General features: G+C 42.4%; 28 protein-coding genes. 11 read left to right on the forward strand and 17 right to left on the reverse strand.

Annotated elements, in window-relative coordinates:
• On the forward strand, positions 1–260 hold a 260-nt coding region (locus tag B5J94_RS05575; RefSeq protein WP_143821907.1), incomplete at its 5' end, for a transposase family protein.
• Here the strand turns inward: B5J94_RS05575 and B5J94_RS05580 are convergent.
• Together B5J94_RS05580 and lon are read right to left on the reverse strand one after the other, a co-directional pair.
• Positions 225–479 (reverse strand): WG repeat-containing protein, encoded by a 255-nt coding sequence (locus B5J94_RS05580; RefSeq protein ID WP_322853502.1) that lies wholly within the window; start codon positions 477–479, stop codon positions 225–227. The two genes, B5J94_RS05575 and B5J94_RS05580, sit on opposite strands and share 36 nt — an antisense overlap.
• Positions 480–685: 206 nt before the next feature.
• Positions 686–3,100: an endopeptidase La gene (gene lon / locus B5J94_RS05585; protein WP_062499580.1), complete on the reverse strand. Its 2,415-nt coding sequence runs from the start codon at positions 3,098–3,100 to the stop codon at positions 686–688.
• Positions 3,101–3,345: 245 nt separating this feature from the next.
• Between lon and yiaA the strand changes: the two genes are divergently transcribed.
• Positions 3,346–3,810, forward strand: coding sequence for an inner membrane protein YiaA (yiaA, locus tag B5J94_RS05590; RefSeq protein WP_062499578.1), 465 nt, complete (start codon positions 3,346–3,348; stop codon positions 3,808–3,810).
• 141 nt (positions 3,811–3,951) lie between these two features.
• On the opposite strand, the gene B5J94_RS05595 is transcribed toward yiaA, so the two are convergent.
• Positions 3,952–4,725: a methyltransferase domain-containing protein gene (locus tag B5J94_RS05595; protein WP_062499576.1), complete on the reverse strand. Its 774-nt coding sequence runs from the start codon at positions 4,723–4,725 to the stop codon at positions 3,952–3,954.
• Positions 4,726–4,877: 152 nt separating this feature from the next.
• Here B5J94_RS05595 and B5J94_RS15000 point away from each other — a divergent pair, with 152 nt between their 5' ends.
• Both B5J94_RS15000 and B5J94_RS13835 read left to right on the forward strand, forming a co-directional pair.
• Complete coding sequence (locus B5J94_RS15000; protein ID WP_255216927.1) at positions 4,878–5,012, forward strand: hypothetical protein; 135 nt, start codon at positions 4,878–4,880, stop codon at positions 5,010–5,012.
• Entirely contained in the window at positions 4,987–5,871 is an 885-nt protein-coding gene (locus B5J94_RS13835; RefSeq protein WP_062499575.1) for a hypothetical protein, read from the forward strand. The genes B5J94_RS15000 and B5J94_RS13835 overlap by 26 nt, the downstream gene beginning before the upstream one ends.
• A gap of 139 nt (positions 5,872–6,010) precedes the next feature.
• Here the strand turns inward: B5J94_RS13835 and B5J94_RS05605 are convergent, their stop codons facing one another.
• Entirely contained in the window at positions 6,011–7,138 is a 1,128-nt protein-coding gene (locus B5J94_RS05605) for a WG repeat-containing protein (protein ID WP_062499572.1), read from the reverse strand.
• Between the two features lie 99 nt (positions 7,139–7,237).
• On the opposite strand from B5J94_RS05605, the gene cysS reads away from it, so the two are divergent.
• From cysS to B5J94_RS05620, 3 genes are all read left to right on the forward strand, one after another.
• On the forward strand, positions 7,238–8,635 hold the full coding sequence (gene cysS, locus B5J94_RS05610; RefSeq protein ID WP_062499570.1) for a cysteine--tRNA ligase: 1,398 nt from the start codon (positions 7,238–7,240) through the stop codon (positions 8,633–8,635).
• A gap of 150 nt (positions 8,636–8,785) precedes the next feature.
• Positions 8,786–9,739 carry a WG repeat-containing protein gene (locus B5J94_RS05615; RefSeq protein WP_062499569.1) on the forward strand — a complete coding sequence of 318 codons (954 nt, stop codon included), beginning with the start codon at positions 8,786–8,788 and terminating at the stop codon, positions 9,737–9,739.
• A 3-nt stretch (positions 9,740–9,742) separates the two neighbouring features.
• A complete protein-coding gene (locus B5J94_RS05620; protein ID WP_062499567.1) occupies positions 9,743–10,213 on the forward strand; it encodes a hypothetical protein in 471 nt (156 codons plus the stop codon).
• An 82-nt stretch (positions 10,214–10,295) separates the two neighbouring features.
• Here B5J94_RS05620 and B5J94_RS05625 read toward each other — a convergent pair whose 3' ends face one another.
• The 3 genes from B5J94_RS05625 to B5J94_RS05635 form a co-directional block, all read right to left on the reverse strand.
• Positions 10,296–10,889 (reverse strand): hypothetical protein, encoded by a 594-nt coding sequence (locus B5J94_RS05625; protein ID WP_079363990.1) that lies wholly within the window; start codon positions 10,887–10,889, stop codon positions 10,296–10,298.
• Between the two features lie 215 nt (positions 10,890–11,104).
• Complete coding sequence (locus B5J94_RS05630) at positions 11,105–11,446, reverse strand: hypothetical protein (protein ID WP_062501725.1); 342 nt, start codon at positions 11,444–11,446, stop codon at positions 11,105–11,107.
• Between the two features lie 152 nt (positions 11,447–11,598).
• Positions 11,599–11,865, reverse strand: coding sequence for a hypothetical protein (locus B5J94_RS05635; protein WP_062501724.1), 267 nt, complete (start codon positions 11,863–11,865; stop codon positions 11,599–11,601).
• A 307-nt stretch (positions 11,866–12,172) separates the two neighbouring features.
• Here B5J94_RS05635 and guaB point away from each other — a divergent pair, with 307 nt between their 5' ends.
• Positions 12,173–13,642 carry an IMP dehydrogenase gene (guaB, locus tag B5J94_RS05640; RefSeq protein WP_062501318.1) on the forward strand — a complete coding sequence of 490 codons (1,470 nt, stop codon included), beginning with the start codon at positions 12,173–12,175 and terminating at the stop codon, positions 13,640–13,642.
• A 67-nt stretch (positions 13,643–13,709) separates the two neighbouring features.
• Here guaB and B5J94_RS05645 read toward each other — a convergent pair whose 3' ends face one another.
• From B5J94_RS05645 to metK, 4 genes are all read right to left on the reverse strand, one after another.
• Positions 13,710–14,309 (reverse strand): hypothetical protein, encoded by a 600-nt coding sequence (locus B5J94_RS05645; protein WP_143821909.1) that lies wholly within the window; start codon positions 14,307–14,309, stop codon positions 13,710–13,712.
• 12 nt (positions 14,310–14,321) lie between these two features.
• Positions 14,322–14,918: a hypothetical protein gene (locus tag B5J94_RS05650; RefSeq protein WP_062501314.1), complete on the reverse strand. Its 597-nt coding sequence runs from the start codon at positions 14,916–14,918 to the stop codon at positions 14,322–14,324.
• Between the two features lie 104 nt (positions 14,919–15,022).
• Positions 15,023–15,355 carry a DUF3144 domain-containing protein gene (locus tag B5J94_RS05655; RefSeq protein WP_079363991.1) on the reverse strand — a complete coding sequence of 111 codons (333 nt, stop codon included), beginning with the start codon at positions 15,353–15,355 and terminating at the stop codon, positions 15,023–15,025.
• Between the two features lie 477 nt (positions 15,356–15,832).
• On the reverse strand, positions 15,833–16,999 hold the full coding sequence (gene metK, locus B5J94_RS05660) for a methionine adenosyltransferase (protein ID WP_062500882.1): 1,167 nt from the start codon (positions 16,997–16,999) through the stop codon (positions 15,833–15,835).
• Between the two features lie 159 nt (positions 17,000–17,158).
• Between metK and B5J94_RS05665 the strand changes: the two genes are divergently transcribed.
• Positions 17,159–17,803 carry an SLC5/6 family protein gene (locus B5J94_RS05665; protein WP_143821910.1) on the forward strand — a complete coding sequence of 215 codons (645 nt, stop codon included), beginning with the start codon at positions 17,159–17,161 and terminating at the stop codon, positions 17,801–17,803.
• 399 nt (positions 17,804–18,202) lie between these two features.
• Here B5J94_RS05665 and B5J94_RS05675 read toward each other — a convergent pair whose 3' ends face one another.
• The 4 genes from B5J94_RS05675 to B5J94_RS05690 form a co-directional block, all read right to left on the reverse strand.
• On the reverse strand, positions 18,203–19,048 hold the full coding sequence (locus B5J94_RS05675; protein ID WP_062500876.1) for an NAD-dependent epimerase/dehydratase family protein: 846 nt from the start codon (positions 19,046–19,048) through the stop codon (positions 18,203–18,205).
• 5 nt (positions 19,049–19,053) lie between these two features.
• On the reverse strand, positions 19,054–19,533 hold the full coding sequence (locus tag B5J94_RS05680; protein WP_062500874.1) for a DUF2269 family protein: 480 nt from the start codon (positions 19,531–19,533) through the stop codon (positions 19,054–19,056).
• Between the two features lie 191 nt (positions 19,534–19,724).
• The gene (locus B5J94_RS05685; protein WP_062500872.1) at positions 19,725–20,123 is read right to left on the reverse strand and encodes a DoxX-like family protein; all 399 of its coding nucleotides are present in this window, start codon (positions 20,121–20,123) and stop codon (positions 19,725–19,727) included.
• 38 nt (positions 20,124–20,161) lie between these two features.
• Positions 20,162–20,830: a fatty acid desaturase gene (locus B5J94_RS05690; protein WP_265734264.1), complete on the reverse strand. Its 669-nt coding sequence runs from the start codon at positions 20,828–20,830 to the stop codon at positions 20,162–20,164.
• A gap of 20 nt (positions 20,831–20,850) precedes the next feature.
• On the opposite strand from B5J94_RS05690, the gene B5J94_RS13840 reads away from it, so the two are divergent.
• The gene (locus B5J94_RS13840; RefSeq protein WP_167346560.1) at positions 20,851–21,210 is read left to right on the forward strand and encodes a hypothetical protein; all 360 of its coding nucleotides are present in this window, start codon (positions 20,851–20,853) and stop codon (positions 21,208–21,210) included.
• A 114-nt stretch (positions 21,211–21,324) separates the two neighbouring features.
• Here B5J94_RS13840 and B5J94_RS05700 read toward each other — a convergent pair whose 3' ends face one another.
• Positions 21,325–21,675, reverse strand: coding sequence for a hypothetical protein (locus tag B5J94_RS05700; RefSeq protein WP_079363993.1), 351 nt, complete (start codon positions 21,673–21,675; stop codon positions 21,325–21,327).
• An 18-nt stretch (positions 21,676–21,693) separates the two neighbouring features.
• A complete protein-coding gene (locus B5J94_RS05705; RefSeq protein ID WP_062501503.1) occupies positions 21,694–22,212 on the reverse strand; it encodes a GbsR/MarR family transcriptional regulator in 519 nt (172 codons plus the stop codon).
• 307 nt (positions 22,213–22,519) lie between these two features.
• On the opposite strand from B5J94_RS05705, the gene exaC reads away from it, so the two are divergent.
• Entirely contained in the window at positions 22,520–24,034 is a 1,515-nt protein-coding gene (gene exaC / locus B5J94_RS05710; protein WP_062501505.1) for an acetaldehyde dehydrogenase ExaC, read from the forward strand.
• Positions 24,035–24,101 lie beyond the last annotated feature (67 nt).

Raw genomic sequence — 24,101 nt, forward strand, 5'->3', positions numbered from 1 at the left:
AAGTAGATTCAGGCTATCAAGGCATACAACAAACTCATGCAAATAGCCAACTACCAAAGAAAAAGACAAAACTTAAACCTTTAACCAAAGCAGATAAAAAAGCAAATCGCAAGTTATCATCCAAGCGAGTAACCAATGAACATGTCATTGGGAAACTCAAGTGTTTTAAAATCTTATCATGTCGCTACCGCAATCGCAGAAAAAGATTTGGATTAATGGTGAATCTAATTTCTGCGATTTATAATTTTGAGCTGGGGTAGTTTGGAAAGAGGTCTAATAAAGCCATATTTTTCATTTAGTCTGATGACTGCCATGCCCTCTGAAAAACCAGAAGCATGCTCGTAGGTCAAATCAATGACAACTTCGCCTGTGGTGTCGGCATAGCCCCACTTGCTGTCTTTTTTTACCGCAAGAAGTCCTTCTGAATACTCCATATCCGTAGCGTCAAAATTGGGTAGCAACGGCTCAACACACGCCAAAACAGATAAGGGTAAAAGAGATAGGGCGATGAGAAGGGGGGTTTAGAAGTGGTTTCATGGCTATCACCAAATTAAAATAAGTTAAGAGAAATAAGAGAAATCCTCCCTATCTTAGCGGATTTTGGGATAAGAGACAAGCCAAAATGTACCCACAAAAAACCCTGCCAATGGACAGAGTTTTGGGGTGTTTTAACTAGCTTTTTTAATCAGCTTCTTAACGTCTGCTCGTCCGCCTTAACGACCACGCTCGGCTTTAAGGGCATGAGTGGGGCGACTAGGGCGACTTTTAGGACTTCATCAATGGTCTCAACCGCTTGAATGGTCAAGCCCTCTTTGACGTTGTCAGGAATGTCGGCAAGGTCAGGCTCGTTGGATTTGGGGATAAGCACGTGCTTGATACCGCCACGATGAGCGGCGAGCAGTTTTTCTTTTAGACCGCCAATTTTTAGTACCTTACCACGCAAGGTAACTTCCCCTGTCATGGCAATGTCGGCACGAATGGCAATGCCTGTAAAGGCGGATACTAGGGCGGTGGTCAGAGCAATACCTGCGGACGGGCCGTCTTTGGGCGTGGCACCTTCGGGCATATGCACATGAATGTCTGTGTCTTTGAATTTGTCGTAGCTGATACCAAAACGCTCGCCCCCAGCTCGCACCACGCTCATGGCGGCACGGATAGACTCTTTCATGACATCGCCAAGCGATCCTGTAAAGACAAGCTCGCCCTTGCCCTGCATGGTGGCGGTCTCAATGGTGAGTAGCTCACCGCCCACAGACGTCCATGCAAGTCCTGTAATACGACCGATTTCAGGTTCTTTTTCGGCAAGCCCAAAGTCAAACGGTTTAACACCCAGATAATCAGCGATGTTGTCGTCCGTTACTGATAACGGCTCAATTTTTGTGCCTTTTTTGGGCTTAACACCATAAGTCTCAACTTGCGAACGCACCGCCTTACGACTGATTTTGTTAATCTCACGTTCAAGGTTACGCACGCCTGCTTCACGAGTGTAGTGGCGGATAATGCTAAGCACCGCATCATCGGTAATGTCAAGCTCATCTTTGCCAAGCCCGTTTTGCTCTAGGGCTTTGGGGGTGAGATAATTTTGGGCGATGTTCATTTTTTCGTCTTCGGTGTAGCCCGGCAGACGAATGACTTCCATACGGTCAAGCAAAGCTGGCGGTATGTTCATGCTGTTGGCGGTACAGATAAACATCACCTCCGACAAATCCAAATCAAGGTCAAGATAATGGTCGTTAAAGCTGTTGTTTTGTGAGGGGTCAAGCACTTCTAGCAAAGCAGACGCAGGGTCGCCACGATAGTCCTGTGCCATTTTGTCAATCTCATCAAGCAAAAACAGCGGATTTTTGACTTCTACTTTTGCCAAGGACTGTACGATTTTGCCGGGCATGGCTCCGATATAGGTGCGTCTATGCCCACGAATCTCAGCCTCATCACGCACACCGCCCAACGCCATACGCACAAACTTACGCCCTGTGGCGCGAGCGATACTCTCGCCAAGAGATGTTTTACCAACACCGGGTGGCCCGACTAGGCATAGGATAGGGCCACGCAGTTTTTTGACACGAGATTGTACTGCTAGGTACTCAACAATGCGGTCTTTGACATCGTCTAGCCCGTAGTGGTCTTTGTCTAGGGTTTCTTTGGCTTTATTTAGGTCAATGGATACCTTGCTTGCTTTTTTCCATGGGGTGTCAAGTATCCATTCCACATAGCCACGCACGACAGACGCCTCCGATGAGCTTGGGGGCATTTGCTTTAACTTTTTAAATTCGGTTTCGGCTTTTTTACGGACATCGTCAGGCAGGTCAGCTTCTTTTAGGCGTTTTTCAAGTTCGCCATCTTCTTCGTCCGCCCCGTCATTTAAATCGGACAGCTCGGACTTAATCGCTTTCATTTTTTCATTTAAAAAATACTCACGATGATTATTTTCCATTTGCTTACGCACGGTTTCTTGGAGTTCATTTTCAAGCGACTGCTCGGCATGATTGCTCACAAAAAACTCGGTCAGTGTGTGGTAATAATCCATGATGTCGCCATCTTCAAGGAGCGTTTGTTTCTTGTCAAGGGGCATGGACACCCGAGTGGCGATAAAGTACATGAGTTCGGTCAAATCGCTAATCTTGCCTGCCACACGGGTAATCTCACGCCCGTTGCGTAGGTTTTCTTCGGCAAAGTTGGCAAAGAAATCCATCAACACCTTTTTGTGAGCGTCTTTGTCATCATCGCTTAGCGTGTCGGTAACAGCCTGTTCATGAAACACCGCCACAAAAGCGTTATGCGTCTCATCAATATCAACGCCTGCCACTTCGGCACGAGTTTGTCCTTCGATGAGTACTTTAAGACAGTTTTCGTCAGCGTCGTGGGGCATGGTGCTAATGACCCTGCACACCATGCCAAAGCGGTAGAGATTGTCGGTGTTAATCTCTTCTGACAGCGAGTCTTTTTGTGAGACCACAAGCAGATGACCATCAAAGCTCTCATCGGCAAGCTGTATGGCGTTAATGGACTGCTCACGTCCCACAAATAGGGCAATTTGCATGTGTGGATAGACCACGACATCACGCACGGCAAGTAGGGGCAAGGTTTGGTTATCAGACATGATAAACTCCAAATAAATTCTTATAATGTCAGCCTGTTATGGTGGCAGGCGTGGCAAATTGCAAGGCGGTGCGATGATTTTATGAAAAATTGGGTCAAAAATCGTATTATTGTTTATAATATGGTCAATGCCAAAAGCCAAATCATGCCATAAAGTACACTTGTCGGTTTTGCTTTATTTTGCTATATTATTCAAAACTCTAAAAATATCTATCAATTTTTTTTAAATGATGAAAGGAAAAAACCATGCAAATCATTAATAAACCAACATCGGCTTATGTCGGTGCATCTTGGGCGGTGTTGGGCGTGGGCGTGCTTGGCTTTTTGGTTGGTCTGTGGAATGCCGAGATGATGTTAAACGAGAAGGGCTATTATTTTGCGGTGTTGGCATTGGGGCTGTATGCGGCGATTAGCCTACAAAAAACCATTCGTGATAAAGCAGAAAATATCCCTGTGTCGGGTATTTATTATGGCATTAGTTGGTTGGCGTTGGGGCTTGCGGTGTTACTGATGACCGTGGGTCTATGGAACGCCACTTTGCTACTTAGCGAAAAGGGCTATTATTTTATGGCGTTTACCTTGTCGCTCTTTGCGGTGATTACCATTCAAAAGAACATTCGGGATTTGCAAGTGGTTAAGGAATATGAAAATCCTTATGAGCAGGGCGATGTCTTTTTGGAAAAAGATGATTTTTTAAAAGAAAAAGAGTAAGTGTTTTTGGTGTCTTATACCATTCTGGCTTCTTATATAAGTGCTTTGTTTATCAAGGGCGAATTGCAATTCGTCCCTACAACCTAAAAATAATTATTGAATAATCAATAAGTTGCTATTTTGAGTCAAGAGTGAATTATCTTACCTTTTCGCCAAAATATGCAAGTACCGCCCCATTTGCCAAAAAGGGTGCGTTTGGGAGTAGTTAAGTTCCATCGCCATAACATCATCAGGATTACCCAGTCCGCCACGTTTTAAGGGAGTATAGTCAGAGAACACTCGTATCCCTGATTGGCAAATGATGGTGTATTTTTTATCATCAAGCCATGATTTGACCGTCTCATAAGGCACAGGATTGTTTGGGGTTAGACTTTTGTTATCGGCGGGTTTGGGGTGTTCTAATTGATAAAAATTACCCATGATAAGGTTGCGATAAATCATGCTGGCAGGATTGTAAAAGCATAAAGACAAGTAACCATCATCGGCTAAAAATTCATCAAAAAACGCCATGATTTTGGCAGGTTCGCCAAGCCATTCTAGGACAGCATGGCATAAAATCAAATCAAAGGTCTCACCCTGCAACCGTGTGGCAAGCTCTTGATAAGAAGCGGTGATAAAACGAGGTGATACGCCAAGTTTGCTTGCGGTGTTTTGGGCTTGTTGTATCATCTTAGTAGAGATGTCGCTGATGGTTGTGTCATGATGTGTGGCAAGGTTTAGGCTGATTTGAGCAAGTCCTGCCCCTACGTCCAACACCCTAAGCGGATGATTTGGCAAATGTTTGGATAAGTCCCGCTCTAACACGGTAAGGCGGATTTGACCTTTTAGACCGCCATAGACTTTTTTGGCAAAATGGTCGGCAATGTCATTAAAATTACGGTCATTAAAATGGGGGTGGGGGACGGGCTGATTCATGATAAAAAATAATTTGGCAAATGGGTTTGGCGTGGTATAATGGCTAAGTTTTGCCTTGATGATACCGCCTTGTTGGGCGTCATTGTATCAAGTGGCGACCACTTTTTAAAGTTATTTTATAAGTAAATTTGAAACCAAATTTGAGATAAGCCATGAAAACATTTAACTATTTAGCCTGTGTGTCTGCCGTTGCCCTTGCATTGACTGGCATGGTCGGTTGCACCAAAAAAGACAGTCCCGAGCCACAGGCACAGGCAGAGATTGAAACAGGCACAGGCAGAGATTGAAGTTGCGACCCCCGAAGTGGTTGACCGCCCTGCTGCGGTCTGTGATGATGTCAGCCTAAAAAACCGTGTCGTCAGCCTTGTGCGTGATGAGCTTTATACTGCGTCTGTGCGTGGACTGGGCAATGGGGCGAGTGATGAGCTGTCATTGCAGTTAAAGGCACGCCTGTCGGGGCTGGACATTGACTTGCAAAACGTCAGCGAGGACGGTGGTGAGTGCCGTGGACAGCTTCATGTCGTCCTGCCTAACGAAGAGATTGCCTTTGCCAATAAGACGTTTAGCGGGGCAGGCGTGGCAAGCCTAGAAGAGCAAGCCATCGAAAAAGACGTGAGTCTCATGGGTGGTAACCGTCTGGTGGGAGATTTTGTGTTCCAAGCGGACGGTGAGGCACTTGCCATTGACAACAATACGCCTGTCATCGCACTGGCGTCTGAGACCATGGCGACAGCGGTGCGTTCGATGAATCGCCAAAACCAAGCCAATGCCAAACGTGAGACCGCCCAAATCGGCAAATCATCAAGCAACATCGTGCCTGCCCCCACGGTACAAATCCGCCCCGTGGAATTGCCATCGGTGCCTGAACCTACCCAGATACCAAGACCTGAGGAGGCGATTTTACAGCCTGAGGATGTCCCAAGTGGCACACCACAAAAGACTGAACCAAAGCCTGAGCCTAAACCTGAACCCAAGCCAAAAGCAGAACCTAAGGCAGAGCCAAAAGCGGATTCACAAGCTACAACAGAGTCCAAGCCAACAGCCGAACCCAAAACTGAGCCTAAGCCTGAATCCAAGCCCGAGCCTAAGGCAGAAAAGCCTGCCAGTAACGAGATTACCATCGTTGAGACTGATGAGACTTACTAATCTTTTATGGCAAGATAAAAAACGGCAAAATACCCCAAAGCGATTTGGGGTATTTTTGTGGTGCTTTTTAAAGTCAAATATTCATCGCATTTTATAAATGTTATCAGTGGTAGGCACGCCCTAATAGCACCCATAAATGTCAAGGGTTGGTCTGCTTTATAAGTTTGCCTGTGGCGTCATAAAAATAAACCCCGTCTTTTTTAATGGCTTTGATGTATCGTGGGTCATCATCCATATCAAGGTCGGATGCAAGACCTGTCAAAAATGAATAAATAACGTCATATTCAAAAGGTAATATCACGTTGCCAGTGGTGTCTATTAGCCCCACTTGACCGCTTGATTTATAAAAATCAGGAGCGATGATAAAAAAATCCTTCCCTTGAAATACATTAATGTCATCCCTAAAAATCCCATGCTCATCGGGGTAGGTTAATTCAAAAATTTTTTCGCCTTGACTGTTGTATAAATAAGACGTGTTGCCCATCACTGCATTAAAAAACATATCGCCACTGTCACTTTTAACCATATAAATGACGTTGTATTTAAAATCAATCACGGTTTGATTATTTAAATTGATGATGCCATATTTACCATTTTTATATAAACCTGAAAACCCTTGATAAAACATGACTGGGTTGTCATACATGGGTGTGATGATTTCATGACCGTGTGCGTCTATCACGCCATACAGCCCGTCTTTTTCGACAGTAAATACATCATCATATCCATTGATGATGTTATCATAACGCCCAAATGGCACAATCATTCTGCCTTTGCTATCAACCAAGGCGTATTGCATTCTTTTATCAATGACCATTGCAATATCAGACTCATCGTCTGCCTTTAACTCGTCTAAGCCGTCAAGGTCTAAGGTGGTAATGACAAAAGACTGGGAGCTGACATCGGTGGCGATGTCTTGTAAGATTTTGGGGGTATGGATTTCGTGGTAAATATTATCTAGCAATAATTTGCCGTCTTTGTCTATCATGCCCAAAGGGTAGGGGGCTTGACCAAAAGGGGTCTGGACATAATTACCAACCCGAGCAAGTCCTTGGTGGTTTGGGCATTCTACAAATTCAAAATCAGCAGTAGGCTTCATGCAGGGTTCTGTATTTTGCAGTAGCACATGGTCAAAATGTACGCCATATAACACAACGTCTTTGACATTATCCAAGGTCTTGATATCGGATAAATCATTTGGGTTATAGACATTGACTGCCGATGCACACATGGCATAGCCAAGTAATGCCAATGGTAAATATCTCATGTGATGACCTTGGTTAATTTTTGGTAAATTATAGCACTTTCCCCCAAATTCTGCTATGATAAAGGCTTTTATTTACACCAGTTACCCAAAAGGCACACCATGAGCGATTTACACCTTTATAACACCCTATCGGCACAAAAAGAGCGGTTTGTTCCTATCCATGACGGCAAAGTGGGTATGTACGTCTGTGGCATGACGGTGTATGATTATTGTCATATCGGACACGCTCGGGTCATGGTGAGTTTTGATGTGATTTATCGTTGGTTGTCTCGTTATTTTGAGGTAAACTACGTCCGCAACATCACCGACATTGACGACAAAATCATCAAACGAGCAAACGAAAACGGCGAAACCATTGGCGAGCTGACCGAGCGTTTTATCAAAGCCATGCACGAAGATGCCGACCGTTTGGGGTGCTTACGTCCGACCAGCGAACCCAAAGCAACCGACCACATTCCGCAGATGCTGGATATGATAAATACCTTAGAGTCCAAAGACTTAGCCTATCAAGGGGCAAGTGGCGATGTGTATTATAAGGTGGCAAATTTCCCTGACTATGGCAAGCTCTCCAAACGCAAACTTGCCGATATGCAAGCAGGGGCAAGGGTTGAGACGGTGGACGACAAGGACAACCCTTTTGATTTTGTGCTGTGGAAATCTGCCAAACCGTCCGAACCGCATTGGCAAAGTCCGTGGGGCTTGGGTCGCCCTGGCTGGCACATTGAGTGCAGTGCGATGAGTACCTGCTGTTTGGGCGAGAGTTTTGACATTCATGGCGGTGGGCATGATTTGCAGTTTCCGCACCACGAAAACGAGATTGCCCAAAGCGAAGGGGCGACAGGCAAACAATACGCCAACAACTGGCTACACGTTGGTTTTGTCAATGTGGACGGCGAAAAAATGAGCAAATCCTTAAACAACTTCTTTACCATTCGTGAAGTGTTGCAGGATTTTCATGCCGAGACCATTCGCTTTTTTATCCTATCTAGCCATTATCGCAGTCCGATTAACTTCTCAGATACCGCCCTAAAAGAAAGCCACACCGCCTTATCACGCCTATATCACGCCCTAAAACCGTTTGACGTGGTAGGCACGGACGAGACAGCGTGGGGAAGCGAGTACGGGCAAGCCTTTGTGCGTGCGATGAATGACGACTTTAATACAGCCCAAGCGGTGAGTATCTTGTTTGAGATTGCAGGCGAGATAAATAAAGCGGTCAAGGCAGGCGACACAGCAGGCGGGCTACAATTTGCCGTGATATTAAAGACCTTGGCGAGCGTGTTAAACATCGCTCAAACCGCCCCCCAAGCCTTTTTGCAAGCCCAAATTGGCGATGAGAGTATTTCCGAGAGTGAGATTTTGGCGATGATTGATAAACGCAAACAAGCCAAAGCCGATAAGGATTTTGCCCTTGCCGACCAAATCCGTGCCGAGCTAAAAGAAAAAGGCGTGGAGCTAGAAGACAGCAGGGCAGGGACAAGCTGGCGGAGAATTTAGATTATTTTTGAGTTTGGTGGGGTGCGTATTAGCACCTTACGTCCAACTAATTAATGATAATTTTGAATAGATTTGTAGGGGTAAATTGCAATTTGCCCTTGTAAATTATCAAATTTAGATTCTTTGGTTAATGGATAAAAGAGAATATCAATGAAATATCTATTTTGGTTGTGTGGTATTGGTTTGGCTTTTGGTGTGGCAAATGTGGCAAATGCCGATGAGTTTGATGCGTCATGTGTTAAACCAACCACACAAATTCCCTTTACTTATCAAGAATGCCTAAATCAAAAAGGCGTGGCACGAGTGGGTAATATGGTGCAAACGCCATTTGGCGACTTTCCTTATCCGATTGGGCTGATTGACAAGACAGGCAAGCTTATTTTACCTGCACTTTATCATGAGATTGATTTTCCTGATGATTGGGCGTATGACAGTAACACAGAGCCAAGCGATGTGCTGATTGTGGTTACGCAAAGAAACAGTCAAGAATCAATGTTTGGTAAGCTCGGTAAAAATGACACTTTTGGGCTTGTCAATGAACAAGGCGAGTTTGTCGTGCCAATGGGATTTTATGATGACATCGGTGGTTTTTATCGTGGTTTGTCAAGGGTAGCAAAGGACGGTAAATACGGTTATATAGATAGCCGTGCAAGCGTTGTCATTCCTGTTGTTTATGATTATGCTAGGTTGTCTTTTATAGACGGTTTTGCGAGTGTAAAGGGGCAAGGCAAATATGGTATTATTGACAAACAAAATCGCTCCGTCATTGCTTTTATTTATGACGGTGCAGAAGTTTTATCAGAGCGATTATTTGCCGTTGCCAAAGATGAACAGTACGCCCTGATGAGTCCTGACGGCAAATTTTTGTCCGATTATCAATATGAGATGATCATGCCAGCGTATTATGGGGATACTTATGTCGTACGACAACAGGGCAAATATGGCTTAATCAATGAGCAAGCCGAAGTGTTGATAGCGCCCAAATATGATTATGTTGGCGTGGATTTTGAGAAAACCTATGCCGATGATAATACAGATGATAAGATATATTTTAAAGCAGAGCTTGGCGATAGTACCGAGAGTTTTGCTATCACTCGTAAATAAATCATGACAAAACCCATTTATAAACAAATCATTACCTATATCATCGCCTTGTTATTGGTGGGTGGTAGTGCATTTTTGGCAAATGATGTGATGACATTTGGCGGGCTGATGGTGTTGGGTGTAATGATGTTTGTGATGACTGCTTATATTATCTTTGCCAAAGAAGCTAAACAGGTCGCTGACGGTATTTTTGCCGTGCTGTTTTTTGTGGTGGGGTTTTGGGTGTTTTGGTTTGGTGGTACTTTATTTGCCTTTTTATTTGGCTCTAACTGCTTTATCGATGATGCTGGAATACAACTCTGTGTCATGCCAACGGGTCATATGTTGGTAGGATTTGTTATTGCATTTATCGCCACGCCTTTGTCTTGGCGGTTTTATAAAACCAAACGCACTCAAAGAAATGAAATGATATGGCTGTTGGCGATAATGGTTGGTTGGGCGATGGGGCTATTGATAAATGTGTTGGGGGTGTAGTGGTTTATTGTTTAGTGATATTAACAGTTTTATGTTATTTTCTATGAGTGATTTTAATGCATAAAACCGAATAATAAAAATGTTAATTTTCAACATCTATTTGACTATTAAAAATTTGATACAGCTCGTCTTTCTTTTTTGGGTCTGGTATTTCATCTAATAAATCTTTTGATTTTTGAATATACGCTACATTTCCAGCATTTATTTCAGCCAAATAGTAAGACAAAATTTCTTTTGGGCTGTCTTTTTTGTTATAGTTATTTTTCTTAATTTCTTCTTTTGCTTTTTTGGCAACATGAGAAAAGCAATTTGTTATCTTATCATTGTCGTAATCATTGATTTTCATGAGTTGGCATTTATAAATAAGCAACCAATGATCGGGGTTATCCCTAAGAACTTCATCAATAAAATCTATGGCTTTATGAACATCTGCTAATGCATATATTTGCAATAATGCTTTGTACTTTTCATTCTCATCATTCATGCGATTTGCTTCTGGTACCAAGTCCAACAATAACCTTTTCGTTTTTTCGTTATCATCAATGACGCCATTTATTGCGATGTCATTTATTTTTTGTATAACATAACGGTCGTACTCGTCTGTACTGGCAACATTAATTTCCGAAACGACATGATGTTCAGTTTTATCATAACCGCAAGATAACAATGAGGTCATTAATATTGCTACAATAATAAATCTCTTTCCAAACTAAAAATAAACCCTTATAAGTATTGGGGTTGAAGTTTTTAAAAATCCATAAAAATCAGGGTTTGGAAAGAAGTCTAATAAATTTCATTATATTTTCTCCGTATTTATATAAAATTCATATATGGCAGGGCTTGCGATGGGAGATATCCAATCTGTATTAAATTTATTTGGTGTGCCTACCATCAACGACCAAATCTCATCAGTGCTTGTTTGCTCGGGTCGCAGTCGCCATCACGCACATCTACGACAGTTACCCCTTCATCGATAAAAGTATGAGCCGAACAGCGATTGCCAAAGGTTTTTGTAAATTGTTGTCCGTTCTGCTTGAGGGTGGCACACACAGGTATGTATTCCATGGTGCAATGTTGTATGGGCTTTTTTAGTTTTGGCATGCCATGATTAAAAGGCACGTCATCATGAGTGGGTTGGGAGATGGTAGTGGGGGCAGAAGAGGTGCTAGGCGTAGAGCAGGCGGTAATGGACAGCACCATGCCTAGTGCCAAAATAAGATGTTGGGTTTTCATTCTTGTATTCCAAAATAGGGTGAGGGTTGATGTGATGATGTCTGGTTATTGACTGTTATTGATAGGGTATGTACCATTGATGGTATTGGCTTGATGATGGTTGAGCATACCCCAGATGTTTTATGGTGCGTACCAAGTACTTGCTTGGTACCTTATTCACACGCCCCATCATCTACCTTGATGACTTTGGTATCTTTTGGGATAAAACTGTGAGCCGAACAGCGATTGCCAAAGGTTTTTGTAAATTGTTGTCCGTTTTGTTCAAGCGTGGCACATACAGGCATATATTCCATCGTGCAAACGGGCTGTTCGACATCAAGCGTGGGCTTTGAGGTGGTGGATGTATTGGTGTTATCCGTAGTGTTTGGGGCGGTGCAAGCGTTTAATACTAAGGCACAGGTAAGAATAAAGTGTCTCATAATTAGTCCAAAGTTGGTCTGTATTGGATGGGATGGTAAGCCCTATTATAAATCATAAAAAAACATTTGCCAAATCGGATAATCTGGCGTATAATAGACTTCTTTCCAAACCCCGATTTTTGTGGATTTTTAAAAACCTCAANNTTGGAAAGAGATTTAATGCACCGCTAATTTTACACGCACAAACCGATACACAATGCTAAAACGAACAAGCAACCGTATATCCAAAGGCTAGGCAGATGACTGCTTAGCCTTTTTCGGTTTTTTGATGTGTATTTTTATTCATTTTTTGCCATAAGGGGCTGTTATGTTAAGACTAAGTTATGAAGCACTGACCTTTGATGATGTATTGCTATTACCTGCTTATTCAGAAGTGTTACCCAAAGACGTGAATCTATCCACTCGCCTGGCCCGTGAGATTAACCTAAACTTGCCAATCCTATCGGCGGCAATGGACACCGTTACCGAATCAAAAATGGCAATCGCCATGGCACAGCTTGGCGGTATGGGTATTATCCACAAAAACATGGATATCTCCCGTCAAGCCAGTCGTGTCCGCCACGTCAAAAAGTTTGAAGCAGGCACCGTTGCCGACCCCATTACTGTAAGCCCTGAGACAAGTGTGGGCGAGCTACTTCGCATTACTCGTGAAAACCACATCTCGGGCGTGCCTGTGGTGGACGACAACCGTCAAGTGGTGGGGATTGTAACGCACCGTGATTTGCGTTTTGAGACCAATCTTGACCAACCTGTCAAAAATGTGATGACTCCAAAGGATAAGCTCGTTACCGTCAAAGAAGGCGAATCTACCGAGAACATCAAACGCTTACTGCACACGCACCGCATTGAAAAAGTGATTGTGATTGATGATGAATTTCGCCTAAAAGGGCTGATTACCGTCAATGATTTTAGCAAAGCCGAAAATAACCCGAACGCTGCCAAAGACGCCCAAGGCCGCTTGCGTGTGGGGGCGGCAGTTGGTACAGGGGCGGACACCGAAGCCCGTGTGGAAGCGTTGGTGGAAGCGAACGTGGACGTGATTGTGGTGGATACCGCTCATGGGCATAGTCGTGGCGTGATTGATAAAGTCGCCTTTGTCAAGAAAAAATACCCCCATATCCAAGTCATTGGCGGTAACATTGCCACAGGCGATGCCGCCCTCGCCCTGCTTGACGCTGGGGCGGACGCTGTCAAAGTGGGTATCGGGCCTGGCTCTATCTGTACCACTCGTATCATTGCAGGCATTGGCGTGCCACAGATTAGTGCCATTGACAACGTGGCAAGTGCCTTACAAGAGCGTATTCCGCTCATCGCTGACGGTGGTATCCGTTTTTCTGGCGACATGGCAAAGGCTTTGGCGGCAGGGGCAAGCTGTATCATGGTGGGCGGACTGCTTGCAGGGACAGAAGAAGCCCCTGGGGAGATGGAGCTGTATCAAGGTCGCTATTATAAGGCGTATCGTGGCATGGGGTCGCTTGGGGCGATGAGCGGACAAAATGGCTCGTCTGACCGCTATTTCCAAGATGCCAAAGAAGGCGTGGAAAAACTTGTTCCAGAAGGCATTGAAGGGCGTGTGCCATACAAAGGCTCGGTAACAGGTATCATCAATCAGCTCGCTGGCGGTCTGCGTTCGTCCATGGGCTATACAGGCTGTGCGACCATCGAAGAGCTACGCACGAAGCCACGGTTTATCAAGGTAACATCGGCAGGTATGAAAGAGTCGCACGTTCATGATGTGCAGATTACCAAAGAAGCTCCGAATTATCGTCAAAGTTAATCCGACTTATCAAAGCCAATTTGAAAGATGATAAAAATCCGCTCAATCAAGGTTGGGCGGATTTTTGTTATAGTGTATATATCTTGTACATAACCCACACCGCCCCAATCGCCATCACCGTCCAATACACTTTGGCGGCTGATGTCATGCGTTCATCATTGCCGATATAAAACGGCTCATAACGTGGCGGTATTATGCCTTCATGAATTTGCTTGATGAGTGCAAAAATCTCTTTTTCGTTGATGAGTGTTTGTTTATGACGGCAAGTAGTTAATGCCAAATGCTCATTATCGCCCGTCTTTAAGCTGATGTCCATGCGATACACCAGAAATCCAAAACGGTGATTTTCTTGAATGTGTAACGACAAATCCGCAATGTCATCAAACTCTATAAATTTATCATTAAAAATACCCCGCCCAATGATATAGTCTTTATCAATGATAAGCATGGGTTTTTTGATGATTGAATTTTTTAAAAAGATAATCAGAAAAAACAACCAAAACAAACCTGATAATAAAATAACCCCATTGATAAACCAACTGCCAACATCAGATAACACACACCAAAAACAGTAAGTCGCCCCGATACAAACGACAAGCATAAAGAATTGTATCACAAGGGAGCGTTGAGTGGGATATAGATATAGGGGCAAGCGAAAATTAACCATGGTGTTTTACCGTCATTTCATCAAACCCACAACAACCAACATCAACACCACAAAACCAATCATAAATAACCCCCATGTTGTCATGCGGTCATGAATGTCCATATCAAAATCTTCAAATGTGGGCGGTATGTTGCCTTGATGAACTTGATTGATAAGATGAAAGATTTCTTTTTCATTTATTATTATTGTTTCATATTTCATACTTCTAATCGGTAGGTGTAATTTTTTGCCAGTGTTTAATAAAATGACGATATGCCAATGTTTCACGTCTTTATGAGTATGATAATCCAGTTCCAATGAGCGAATGTCTTTAAAAGCAATGGCATTATTTTTATTAAACCATCTTTTTAATAATCCATGCCCGCCATTGATATGATAACGGGTAATCATTAAAACGGGCTTAGGATTGATGAAAGAGATGATACATACCAAGACAACCAACGCCCCAAAAATCATAAGTACCATACATAAGGCAATAATAAACCATTCGTCAGCGATAACATTAACAGTCCGCCCAAACCAAAACATCGCACCGCCAAAAGCCAAAGAAAATAGCAAAAATTTATTGGAATAATAAAGCTCTATCGGTAGGGGGATTTTGTCGCTCATATTTTATCTATGGGTAATTTAAAATGTTATCATAAGGGCGAATAATCATATCCGCCCCTAACAATCTTTTTGAAATACCAGTGATTTTAAAATATCATTAACGCTTATTTTTTAATCCCCGTATATTTTTCAAAATTCTCAGCATAATCATCAATATTATCGCTAAGCATTTTTTGGTATTGCTCAGTATAAAAGGCGATGATGTCCGCTTTTTCTTTGGCAAAATCCGACCCCTTAACAAAGCCGATACTCGCTGCCGACACCGCAAAACGAGCAGCGGCATAAGTCAAAGACGCTGCCACTTGCCCTGCGTGAGAGTTTGGTGATAATTGGCTGTTGGCAAGGGTAATCACGCTGTCCGCCCGCTCAAAAAAGGCGTTGGCATCTTGGGGTAATTCGGCGGTGTTGTTGGTCATTTGTTCGTTAAGGTTTGACATAAGATTTCCATAAGGTTGATAAAAAATTAACAAAAGCCAGTTTTTGGCTGGCTTTTATAGGGCGTGTTGAACTTTGGTATTTGCAATGAAAAATGAGAAAAATCGCACGTTTTTCAAGGAAAAAACGCAGGTTGATAGTTATTCTATCAGACAAGTTTTTGACGCAGAAAAACAATCCGACCACTTAATTTTAAAAATTAAGTAAAAAATCTTAAAATCACACAGTTAAGTGGTCGGATAGCCATTTTTCATGCAAAAATTGATTGAAATCATCAAATTTTCATCTTATTTTATAAAATGTTATCAATGTTCAACACGCCCTAGATAAAGAACTTTAAATTACCACAAATTTATAATATGTGGGCGTAGGGACGTGCTGAGCACGTCCTATAAATCGCTATATCATCAGGGGCGTGTTCAACACGCCCCTACAAAGCGTGTGGCAAACATCAAATTCGTTAGATGTATTTTAGCAAATTACCAATTCGTATCCGCTTTAATCGCTTCTACTTTATCGGTCTTTTCCCAAGTAAAGGCATTGTCCGTACCATGTCGCCCAAAATGCCCATAACTTGCTGTAATCTCATACATCGGTTGTAACAAGTTTAGCATGTCAGTGATGCCATAGGGGCGTAGGTCAAAATGGGTGCGGATAAGGCGGATAATCTCATCATTAGACACCTTGCCTGTATTAAAGGTATTGACCGAGATAGAAGTCGGCTCTGCCACGCCAATGGCATAGGACACTTGCACTTCAATGCGGTCGGCAAGCCCTGCCGCCACGATGTTTTTGGCGACATAACGCCCTGCATAGGCAGCCGAACGGTCAACTTTGGACGGGTCTTTTCCGCTAAACGCACCGCCCCCATGACGAGCCATACCGCCATAAGTATCTACGATGATTTTACGTCCAGTCAGACCTGCGTCCCCCACAGGCCCCCCAATGACGAATTTGCCCGTTGGGTTGATGTGGTATTTTGTGCCAGCGTGGAGCAGTTCGGCAGGAATGACTTGTTTGATAATCTCTTCCATGACCGCTTCATGCAGGTCAGCTTGGCTAATCTCGGGGTCGTGCTGAGTGGACAGCACCAACGCATCTACCGCCAATGGGTGATGATTATCATCATAGCGTAGGCTTACCTGTGCCTTAGCGTCTGGGCGTAGCCATGAGAGCGTGCCGTTTTTACGCAGTTCGGCTTGGCGTTCCATTAGGCGGTGTGAGAGCTGAATGGGAGCAGGCATGAGTACGTCTGTCTCAACGCACGCATAGCCAAACATCAACCCTTGGTCGCCTGCCCCTTGGTCTTCGGGGCGTTGTCTGTCCACGCCTTGGGCAATCTCGGGCGACTGATTGCCAATCATGTTGATGACCGCACAGCTTGCCCCGTCAAAGCCCAAATCGCTATGGTTATAGCCGATTTTGTTGACCGTACGGCGGACGATTGCTTCCACGTCAATGTTGGCATGGGTGGTGATTTCGCCTGCCAGTACTACCGCCCCTGTTTTGGTTAGGGTTTCGCACGCCACACGAGCGTCCTTGTCTTGGGTCAAAATCTCATCAAGTATGGCATCTGAGATTTGGTCTGCCATTTTATCAGGGTGTCCTTCGGAAACGGACTCTGATGTAAATAATTGATAATTCATAAAAAATCACTTAAATAGATTAAAAAACTTACGACATTCTGGTGGCTTTTCATCATTTACAACGTAAATCTAGGCTTGACAGAATGAGCAAAACTCTACATCGTAAGGCGAGAATATCTGGATTTTACATAGATATTTGGCGGAAAATTATACCCCATTTTGGCAGATAAATGTAAAAAAATAGATGAAAAAAATTTGGCAAACCATGAAAAATTTTGCAGTCGTTGTTATTTTTCATTATTTTTCCATGATTTTTTCACAATCATACAAAGAGCAAGTGATTATAATATTACCAATTTTATCAACACAAAAAGGCATACTATGACACAAAAATATGACATGACTGAGCTTTGGTCAAAATGGACGGCATTGGTATGGTTAAATGCTATTCTTGGGTTGTTTCTTGGTGGTTTTTTGGATCTTAAATCATGGACGTATAATATAGGTATCTTTTTTGGTATTTGGGTATTTGTGCCAATCTATGTATTTTTGGATAAATATGCGTTGGATTATCAGTATGAACACCTTAGAAAATCTTTATGGATTAGCGTGCTTATTCGGGCGTTGATGCAATTTATAATGATTGTGGATATATTTTCAGGTGGGATAGCATTTGAATTGGTTGGCGGTATTATGGGTTTTAATATAAGTACTCACCCAACGAACATAGGATTTTTTGGAGCGTTTTTCTTGACGGTGGTAGCAGGTGGGTTATTATCCGTTGTGGTGGCGATATTGACGGCGGTAATTATGGCAATGATGACGTTTGGTGATTATTTAAAAAATAATGGGGCTAAAAGATGAATAATATTTGGCTAAAATGGACAGGTCTGGTATGCTCCAATGCAATCGTTGGGTTTTTATTTTTGAGTGCTTTTGGGGGTTATTTTAGTAATTGGCTAGAGACATTAAGTTTGATATTGGGCGTATTGGTATTTGTGCCTATTTATGTGATGATAGATAAATATGCCTTAGCACATTATCCAACATTTAGCCTGATATTGCATGATATGGTTATGGGTAGGATTTTAATACAATTTAGTATTCTTACATAATTTGTGGTGGCTTTATTGGCGATAAAAATTTTAACGATGATAACAGGGTTTTATTATACGCCTTATTTTAAAGGTTTTATGCTGATGTTTATATCGGGATTGTTGGTATCTACTTTTATTTTGGGATTGTCATGGATTATTTTTAAAATTAAAACATAAAATCCTGATAACTGCGTGTATTTTTGCCTAATAAATTGATAAAATCATTTTCATCAACCATTTGACTATTTTCTAATAATGTTAAATTATCCATAGAAAACAACGTATTTTTACATATTGGATAAATTATTTTTAAAAATAATTTAGCAAAATATACAGGGATATTGATGATAAAAACAGGCTGTTTTTGATAAAAATTAGTTGCCAGTATTTTTAAATAATCTGTCAATAAAATGGGCGAGCTTGCCATATTAACAACACCACTTTTTTGTAAAGATGTTTGAAAAGATAAAAGATGTAAAAACCCCAACGCCACATCATCAACATGAATGGGCTGTATGATAAAATGACCGTCATTAGGCAAAACCCAAATCGGTAATTTGGCAAGTCTTAAAAACAGCTCGGTACTTGCTCCGCCTTGCCCAAACACCAAAGACGGACGAATGACAGTTACCCTAAAATCATCATCTGCCAATGCCAATAACGCCTTATCGCCACGCCCTTTACTGCCCACGAAGGCAATGGGCGAATGCTTGTCCGCTCCGAGTGCTGAGAGATTTAGCCAATGCTTTACGCCATTTTGTTTGGCGATAGTGGCAAGGTAAACAGGCGTATGATGATGAGTATTTTCCATAAAGGCGGTATCATCACTCATCACGCCAACAGCGTTAATCACCACATCAATATCATCAAATAAATCGGGCGGTATGGTTGGATAATTAAAATCAAGCGTTTTTGATGATAGGGATTTGATGTGATATAAGGGATTTTGACTTAATAAATTATCAATCTTTTTGCCAATAAATCCTGTATGACCGAATAATAAAATGTTCATGGTTATCACATCGGCTTAAATACCATTAAAAACACAATCCCCAATACCGCCAAAAACGCAGGATAACCTGCCAATTCCCATTTTCTGGCATAGTCCCAATAGGATTGGGGTAGGGCGGTGTCGCCATTGTCGTGCGACTGTTTGGCGATGTCTCGCATTTTTAGTTGCCACACGACCACAGGAAGCCAGCACGCCCCCGTAAAGAAAAACAGCACAAGGCTCGCCCAAATCCAAGTGGCAGAAAACGGCATATTTAGGGCGTTCATGAGCCACAGCCCCGAGAAAAACTGAAAAAACACCGCAGGGGTCGTAAACCAAAAATCCGCCCGACACACCCAATGGCTGACGACTGATTGGGCAGGGACACAGCCACTGCGATTGGTTACGAACAGATAAAACGCTGTACCAAAACCTGTGCCTAAAATTATCATGGCGGATAAGATATGCAAGGTTTTGATGAGTTGATATAGGGTAAAGTCGCTCATGGTTTTTCCTTGGTTTACCATAATTTCTGTAAAAACAGAAATAAGTTAATAAAAAAATATTAGGCACGCCCTATCTTACAGCTAACAAAATTGAATTTTACTACGGAAACCGTTCACCCCGAGCTATGCCTGCGGATAAGTTTCCGTCATGGTTCGACAGGCTCACCAAGAACAGAAACCGTAGTACTTTTTCATTTTGTAGAGTGTATTTTGGGTTTGTGATACTCATATAAAAATATCACGATTGCCAAAATAGGTAGAGTTTTTATCATACTACCAAAGGGGTGTAATAATTGCTCTATCAGCAATGATTTTGGTAAAAGTGTTAAAATCAATGTATTATAGCCAATGATGACAATGATTTGGCTAAGCCAAAGCAGATAATGCGTGCGGTATTTAGTCATGATAAATAGGGCAAACATCACATCAATGCCACTGGCTCCGATAAATAACACATCAACAATCACGCCATAAAATCCCATGCCATGCAATAAATCAAGCGATGATGAATGATTAAAAACTATCGGGATAACGCCACTATATAACCATAATAAGGCAAGGGCGTGATAGATATAGTTGGGTATTTTCATAAAATGCCTTTGATTTAATCAGTAGCGTTGATTTTAATTTAAGCAAATAATTGCCGAATGGGGCAAGTGTCATTTTTATTGCCAAATATGTCTTGCAATGTCGGCACCACGCTATTTTTGCTAAAGTGTGGGGCGACTTTATCCAAACGTTTTGCCAATTTTGGTAAATTGTCCGTAGGAACAGCAGGGAATAAATGATGTTCGGCATGATAAAATAAATTAAAGGTCAGGGCATTAACAATCGGATTTCGCTCGGTGCGTCCAATTTCATCACAATCATGATGTAAACCCCATACCGCAATCAATCCTGAACTTGCGTTAATAAAAAACATCACAGCAAATTGATACAGAAATAAGGCAGATTGATAATAAAAAGCACAAAATGATAATAATAAAATACACAGGCTTTCAATGATGATTTTTGGTTTAAAATGTTTTGGGGCGAGATGATAGCCATGCCGATAAATCCGCACACGAAATAATAATCCCCCAAGCAGTGCTTGATACCATGTTTGATGAGCCAAATAATCTTCGGTATCATCATCACTTAATGGCTTGTAATGATGAAATAGATGACTGTATTTCATGCTATGCAAACTGCTAAATGACAATAAACTGATGATGAATAATAATGCCGTTGCCAAATGGCGATGAATGCCTAATGCCTGATGAAATAAATCATGACCTTGCCGATAGGCAGTAATCACAAAAAATACCGAGCAGATAAATGCAAACGCATAATGCGACTGATGAACCAAATACCAAGATACAAGCAAAAAAGGATAGGGCAATACCACGTTATAAACCTTTTGCCAAAATGTCAAATGGCGTAAATCTTGCCATTGGACTTGTTTTAGATAATTGGGTTTTTTTCATTTTGCTGTCCTATTTATCAAAGTTCTTTGGTAGTTTTGGTAAAAATAATTTACCACAAATCATCGCTGATATTCCGCCAATGATAGCTAATAATATGGTTATTATAGTATCATTAAAATCAAAGATAAATGGATTTGGGTCAGTTATGATGATTAAGATGGTGATAGAAAATAACACGGATAAACTACCAATTAAAAACAAAAATCCATAATCTTTCGCCTCAATGATATACCCAATAAACTTTAAAATTACTACAAACGCAATGATGTTTGGATGTAGGGACGTGCTGTGTACGCCCTGCACGGTAATGTCATCAAGGGTGTGCTCAGCACACCCCTACAAACCCGTGGTAAATATCAAGTTGGTTGAGTGTAATAAATTCTTTTATGGATAAATAAATGCCTGTCAATAAAGCAGGAATAAAACCAAATAATGTTCCAAAAAATAGAAAGAGTGGGATTAGTCCAAATGAAAAAATAAAACTTTGAAAATAATCAATGGTACTACTTGAATTTCCAAGAATTGATATTAATAATTCCCATAGTTTCGTTAATAATAAGAAAACAAAACCACCTACCGCACCACCCAACAAGATAAATAATAAAATCACCTTTTCTTTTGGATAAATAAAGCCATGTTGTTTGGCATAAGCTAGGATTTCTTTTTTGGTTGCCATTTTATTGCTCGCTTATTTTTATTTCAAAAATTTTTGCACCGTTGCCCCAAGTTTTAGGATTTTATTGAGTGTCGTTGTAGAGAGTTTTAGCATTTCATTTGCCCAAGTGGTGAGCGTATCCACAAAGCCGTGCGTATCCTTAATGCGTTGTTTGACCCCTTCATTTTCCAGTTCAAATTCAGGCGTATTCATGAGTTCATCTAAAAACTGCACGGTAGGGGCAAGCTCTCTTTTGTAGCGTTCTTCTACGATGACCCGAGCGAGCGTCCATACATCGCTATTGGTGGTAAAATAATCCCGTCTGTCGCCTAATATGTGCGTGGTCTGCACAAGATTTAGGCTTTGCAGTTCCTTAATGCTGTTTGAGACGTTGGAGCGGGCGACCCCGAGCGTATCTACGATTTGTTCGGCATTCATCGGCTTTGCCGTGATGAATAGTAGGGCGTGGATTTGGGCGACTGTGCGGTTTACGCCCCATTTACTGCCCATTTCGCCCCAATGCAGGACAAATTTTTCGGTGGTGGGGGAGAGTTTCATGATAGTTGCCTTTTTAACGTTTTTGGATATTTTAGAAGTTTTTATAATTTCTGTCAATACTGAAATTTAAAAATTTACCATGCGGTTAAAATTTTTAAAGTCGGCAAAATCTGCCTTTGTCCATGATAGCTTTCTTATTTATTCATGATAGCTTAGCAATTTACAATCTCATAACATTTCGCCCTTGCAATTTGAGAGAATTTAAGCTAATTTACAACTGTACATATCGCTCTTTGCTGTGTGTGGTATGTACCACAAGGCAGTATCATTCACTTTAACCAACTTTAACCAACATAAGGAAATCTCTATGCGTTACGCCAATCCCAATACAGACGGCTCAAAAGTCAACTTCAAATCCCAATACGAAAACTTCATCGGTGGCGAATGGGTTGCCCCTGTCAAAGGCGAGTATTTTGACGACATCTCGCCTGTGGACGGCAAAGCCTTTGCCAAAGTGCCAGACTCAACCAGCGAAGACATTGAGCTTGCCCTAGACGCTGCCCACAAAGCCAAAGATGCTTGGGCTAAGACATCGCCCATGGAGCGAAGCAATCTCTTATTAAAAATCGCTGACCGCCTAGAAGAGAACTTGGAGACGCTTGCCGTTGCCGAGACATGGGAGAATGGCAAGCCTGTGCGTGAGACGTTGGCGGCGGACATTCCCCTTGCCATTGACCATTTTCGCTATTTTGCAGGGTGTATCCGAGCCCAAGAAGGTGGTATCAGCGAGATTGACCATGACACGGTGGCTTATCATTTTCATGAGCCGTTGGGCGTGGTTGGGCAAATCATTCCTTGGAACTTCCCCATTCTTATGGCGGCGTGGAAAATCGCCCCTGCCTTGGCAGCAGGGAACTGTATCGTGCTAAAACCTGCCGAGCAAACGCCCGTGAGTATTCTTGTACTGACCGAGCTCATCGAAGACATCTTACCAAAAGGCGTGCTAAATATCGTCAATGGCGATGGCTTGAAGGTGGGTAAACCGCTTGCCACGAACCCACGCATTAGCAAAATCGCCTTTACAGGCTCGACCGAAGTCGGTCAATACATCATGCAATACGCAACCGAAAACATCATTCCTGTAACCTTGGAGCTTGGTGGTAAATCGCCCAATGTGTTCTTTGCCGATGTCATGGACAAAGACGATGAGTTTTTGGATAAAGCCCTAGAAGGCTTTGCCATGTTCGCCCTAAACCAAGGCGAAGTCTGCACTTGTCCGTCTCGTGCGTTGGTGCATGAGAGTATCGCCGATGAGTTTATCCGCCGTGCCATTGACCGAGTCAAAAACATCAAAACAGGACATCCGCTTGACACCGAGACGATGATTGGGGCTCAGGCAAGCCAAGAACAGCAGGACAAAATCCTAAAATACATCGACATCGGTCAAAAAGAAGGGGCAGAGCTACTAACAGGTGGCGGTGAGCGTAAAGAGAACGAAGATGGTGGATTTTATATTGAGCCGACTGTATTTAAGGGTACTAATGAAATGCAGGTGTTCCGTGATGAAATCTTTGGCCCTGTCTTGACCGTTACGACCTTTAAGGACTTTGATGAAGCTATGCAAATTGCCAATGATACCATGTACGGCTTGGGTGCAGGCGTGTGGTCTCGTGATGGCACGACCGCTTATCGTGCAGGGCGTGCGATACAGGCAGGACGTGTGTGGACAAACTGCTATCACATCTATCCTGCCCACGCTGCCTTTGGTGGCTACAAAAAATCAGGGATTGGGCGTGAAAACCACAAGATGATGTTAAGCCATTATCAGCAAACCAAAAACCTGTTGGTGAGCTACTCGCCTAAGGCAATGGGATTTTTCTAAGTTTTTGATTGGTTTTTGATTAGCCTTTAAAACAAAAACAGACAATGAAAGTGAACCGCACCCCAAA

Origin of the sequence: Moraxella lacunata (genome assembly GCF_002027545.1) — a bacterium.
Lineage (GTDB): Bacteria > Pseudomonadota > Gammaproteobacteria > Pseudomonadales > Moraxellaceae > Moraxella > Moraxella lacunata.

Bases quoted from the DNA above. Each gene is read 5' to 3' on its own strand.
- B5J94_RS05615 (WP_062499569.1), top strand. From the start codon at position 8,786: ATGAAATATCTATTTTGGTTGTGTGGTATTGGTTTGGCTTTTGGTGTG.
- B5J94_RS05680 (WP_062500874.1), bottom strand. From the start codon at position 19,533: ATGAGCGACTTTACCCTATATCAACTCATCAAAACCTTGCATATCTTA.
- B5J94_RS15000 (WP_255216927.1), top strand. From the start codon at position 4,878: ATGAAAACATTTAACTATTTAGCCTGTGTGTCTGCCGTTGCCCTTGCA.
- metK (WP_062500882.1), bottom strand. From the start codon at position 16,999: ATGAATTATCAATTATTTACATCAGAGTCCGTTTCCGAAGGACACCCT.
- cysS (WP_062499570.1), top strand. From the start codon at position 7,238: ATGAGCGATTTACACCTTTATAACACCCTATCGGCACAAAAAGAGCGG.
- B5J94_RS05620 (WP_062499567.1), top strand. From the start codon at position 9,743: ATGACAAAACCCATTTATAAACAAATCATTACCTATATCATCGCCTTG.
- B5J94_RS05655 (WP_079363991.1), bottom strand. From the start codon at position 15,355: ATGTCAAACCTTAACGAACAAATGACCAACAACACCGCCGAATTACCC.
- guaB (WP_062501318.1), top strand. From the start codon at position 12,173: ATGTTAAGACTAAGTTATGAAGCACTGACCTTTGATGATGTATTGCTA.
- B5J94_RS05700 (WP_079363993.1), bottom strand. From the start codon at position 21,675: ATGGCAACCAAAAAAGAAATCCTAGCTTATGCCAAACAACATGGCTTT.
- B5J94_RS05625 (WP_079363990.1), bottom strand. From the start codon at position 10,889: ATGACCTCATTGTTATCTTGCGGTTATGATAAAACTGAACATCATGTC.
- B5J94_RS05650 (WP_062501314.1), bottom strand. From the start codon at position 14,918: ATGAGCGACAAAATCCCCCTACCGATAGAGCTTTATTATTCCAATAAA.
- B5J94_RS05675 (WP_062500876.1), bottom strand. From the start codon at position 19,048: ATGAACATTTTATTATTCGGTCATACAGGATTTATTGGCAAAAAGATT.
- B5J94_RS05685 (WP_062500872.1), bottom strand. From the start codon at position 20,123: ATGAAAATACCCAACTATATCTATCACGCCCTTGCCTTATTATGGTTA.
- B5J94_RS05635 (WP_062501724.1), bottom strand. From the start codon at position 11,865: ATGAGACACTTTATTCTTACCTGTGCCTTAGTATTAAACGCTTGCACC.
- B5J94_RS05645 (WP_143821909.1), bottom strand. From the start codon at position 14,309: ATGGTTAATTTTCGCTTGCCCCTATATCTATATCCCACTCAACGCTCC.
- B5J94_RS05595 (WP_062499576.1), bottom strand. From the start codon at position 4,725: ATGAATCAGCCCGTCCCCCACCCCCATTTTAATGACCGTAATTTTAAT.
- exaC (WP_062501505.1), top strand. From the start codon at position 22,520: ATGCGTTACGCCAATCCCAATACAGACGGCTCAAAAGTCAACTTCAAA.
- B5J94_RS05705 (WP_062501503.1), bottom strand. From the start codon at position 22,212: ATGAAACTCTCCCCCACCACCGAAAAATTTGTCCTGCATTGGGGCGAA.
- lon (WP_062499580.1), bottom strand. From the start codon at position 3,100: ATGTCTGATAACCAAACCTTGCCCCTACTTGCCGTGCGTGATGTCGTG.
- B5J94_RS05605 (WP_062499572.1), bottom strand. From the start codon at position 7,138: ATGAGATATTTACCATTGGCATTACTTGGCTATGCCATGTGTGCATCG.
- yiaA (WP_062499578.1), top strand. From the start codon at position 3,346: ATGCAAATCATTAATAAACCAACATCGGCTTATGTCGGTGCATCTTGG.
- B5J94_RS05630 (WP_062501725.1), bottom strand. From the start codon at position 11,446: ATGAAAACCCAACATCTTATTTTGGCACTAGGCATGGTGCTGTCCATT.
- B5J94_RS13840 (WP_167346560.1), top strand. From the start codon at position 20,851: ATGCAAACGCATAATGCGACTGATGAACCAAATACCAAGATACAAGCA.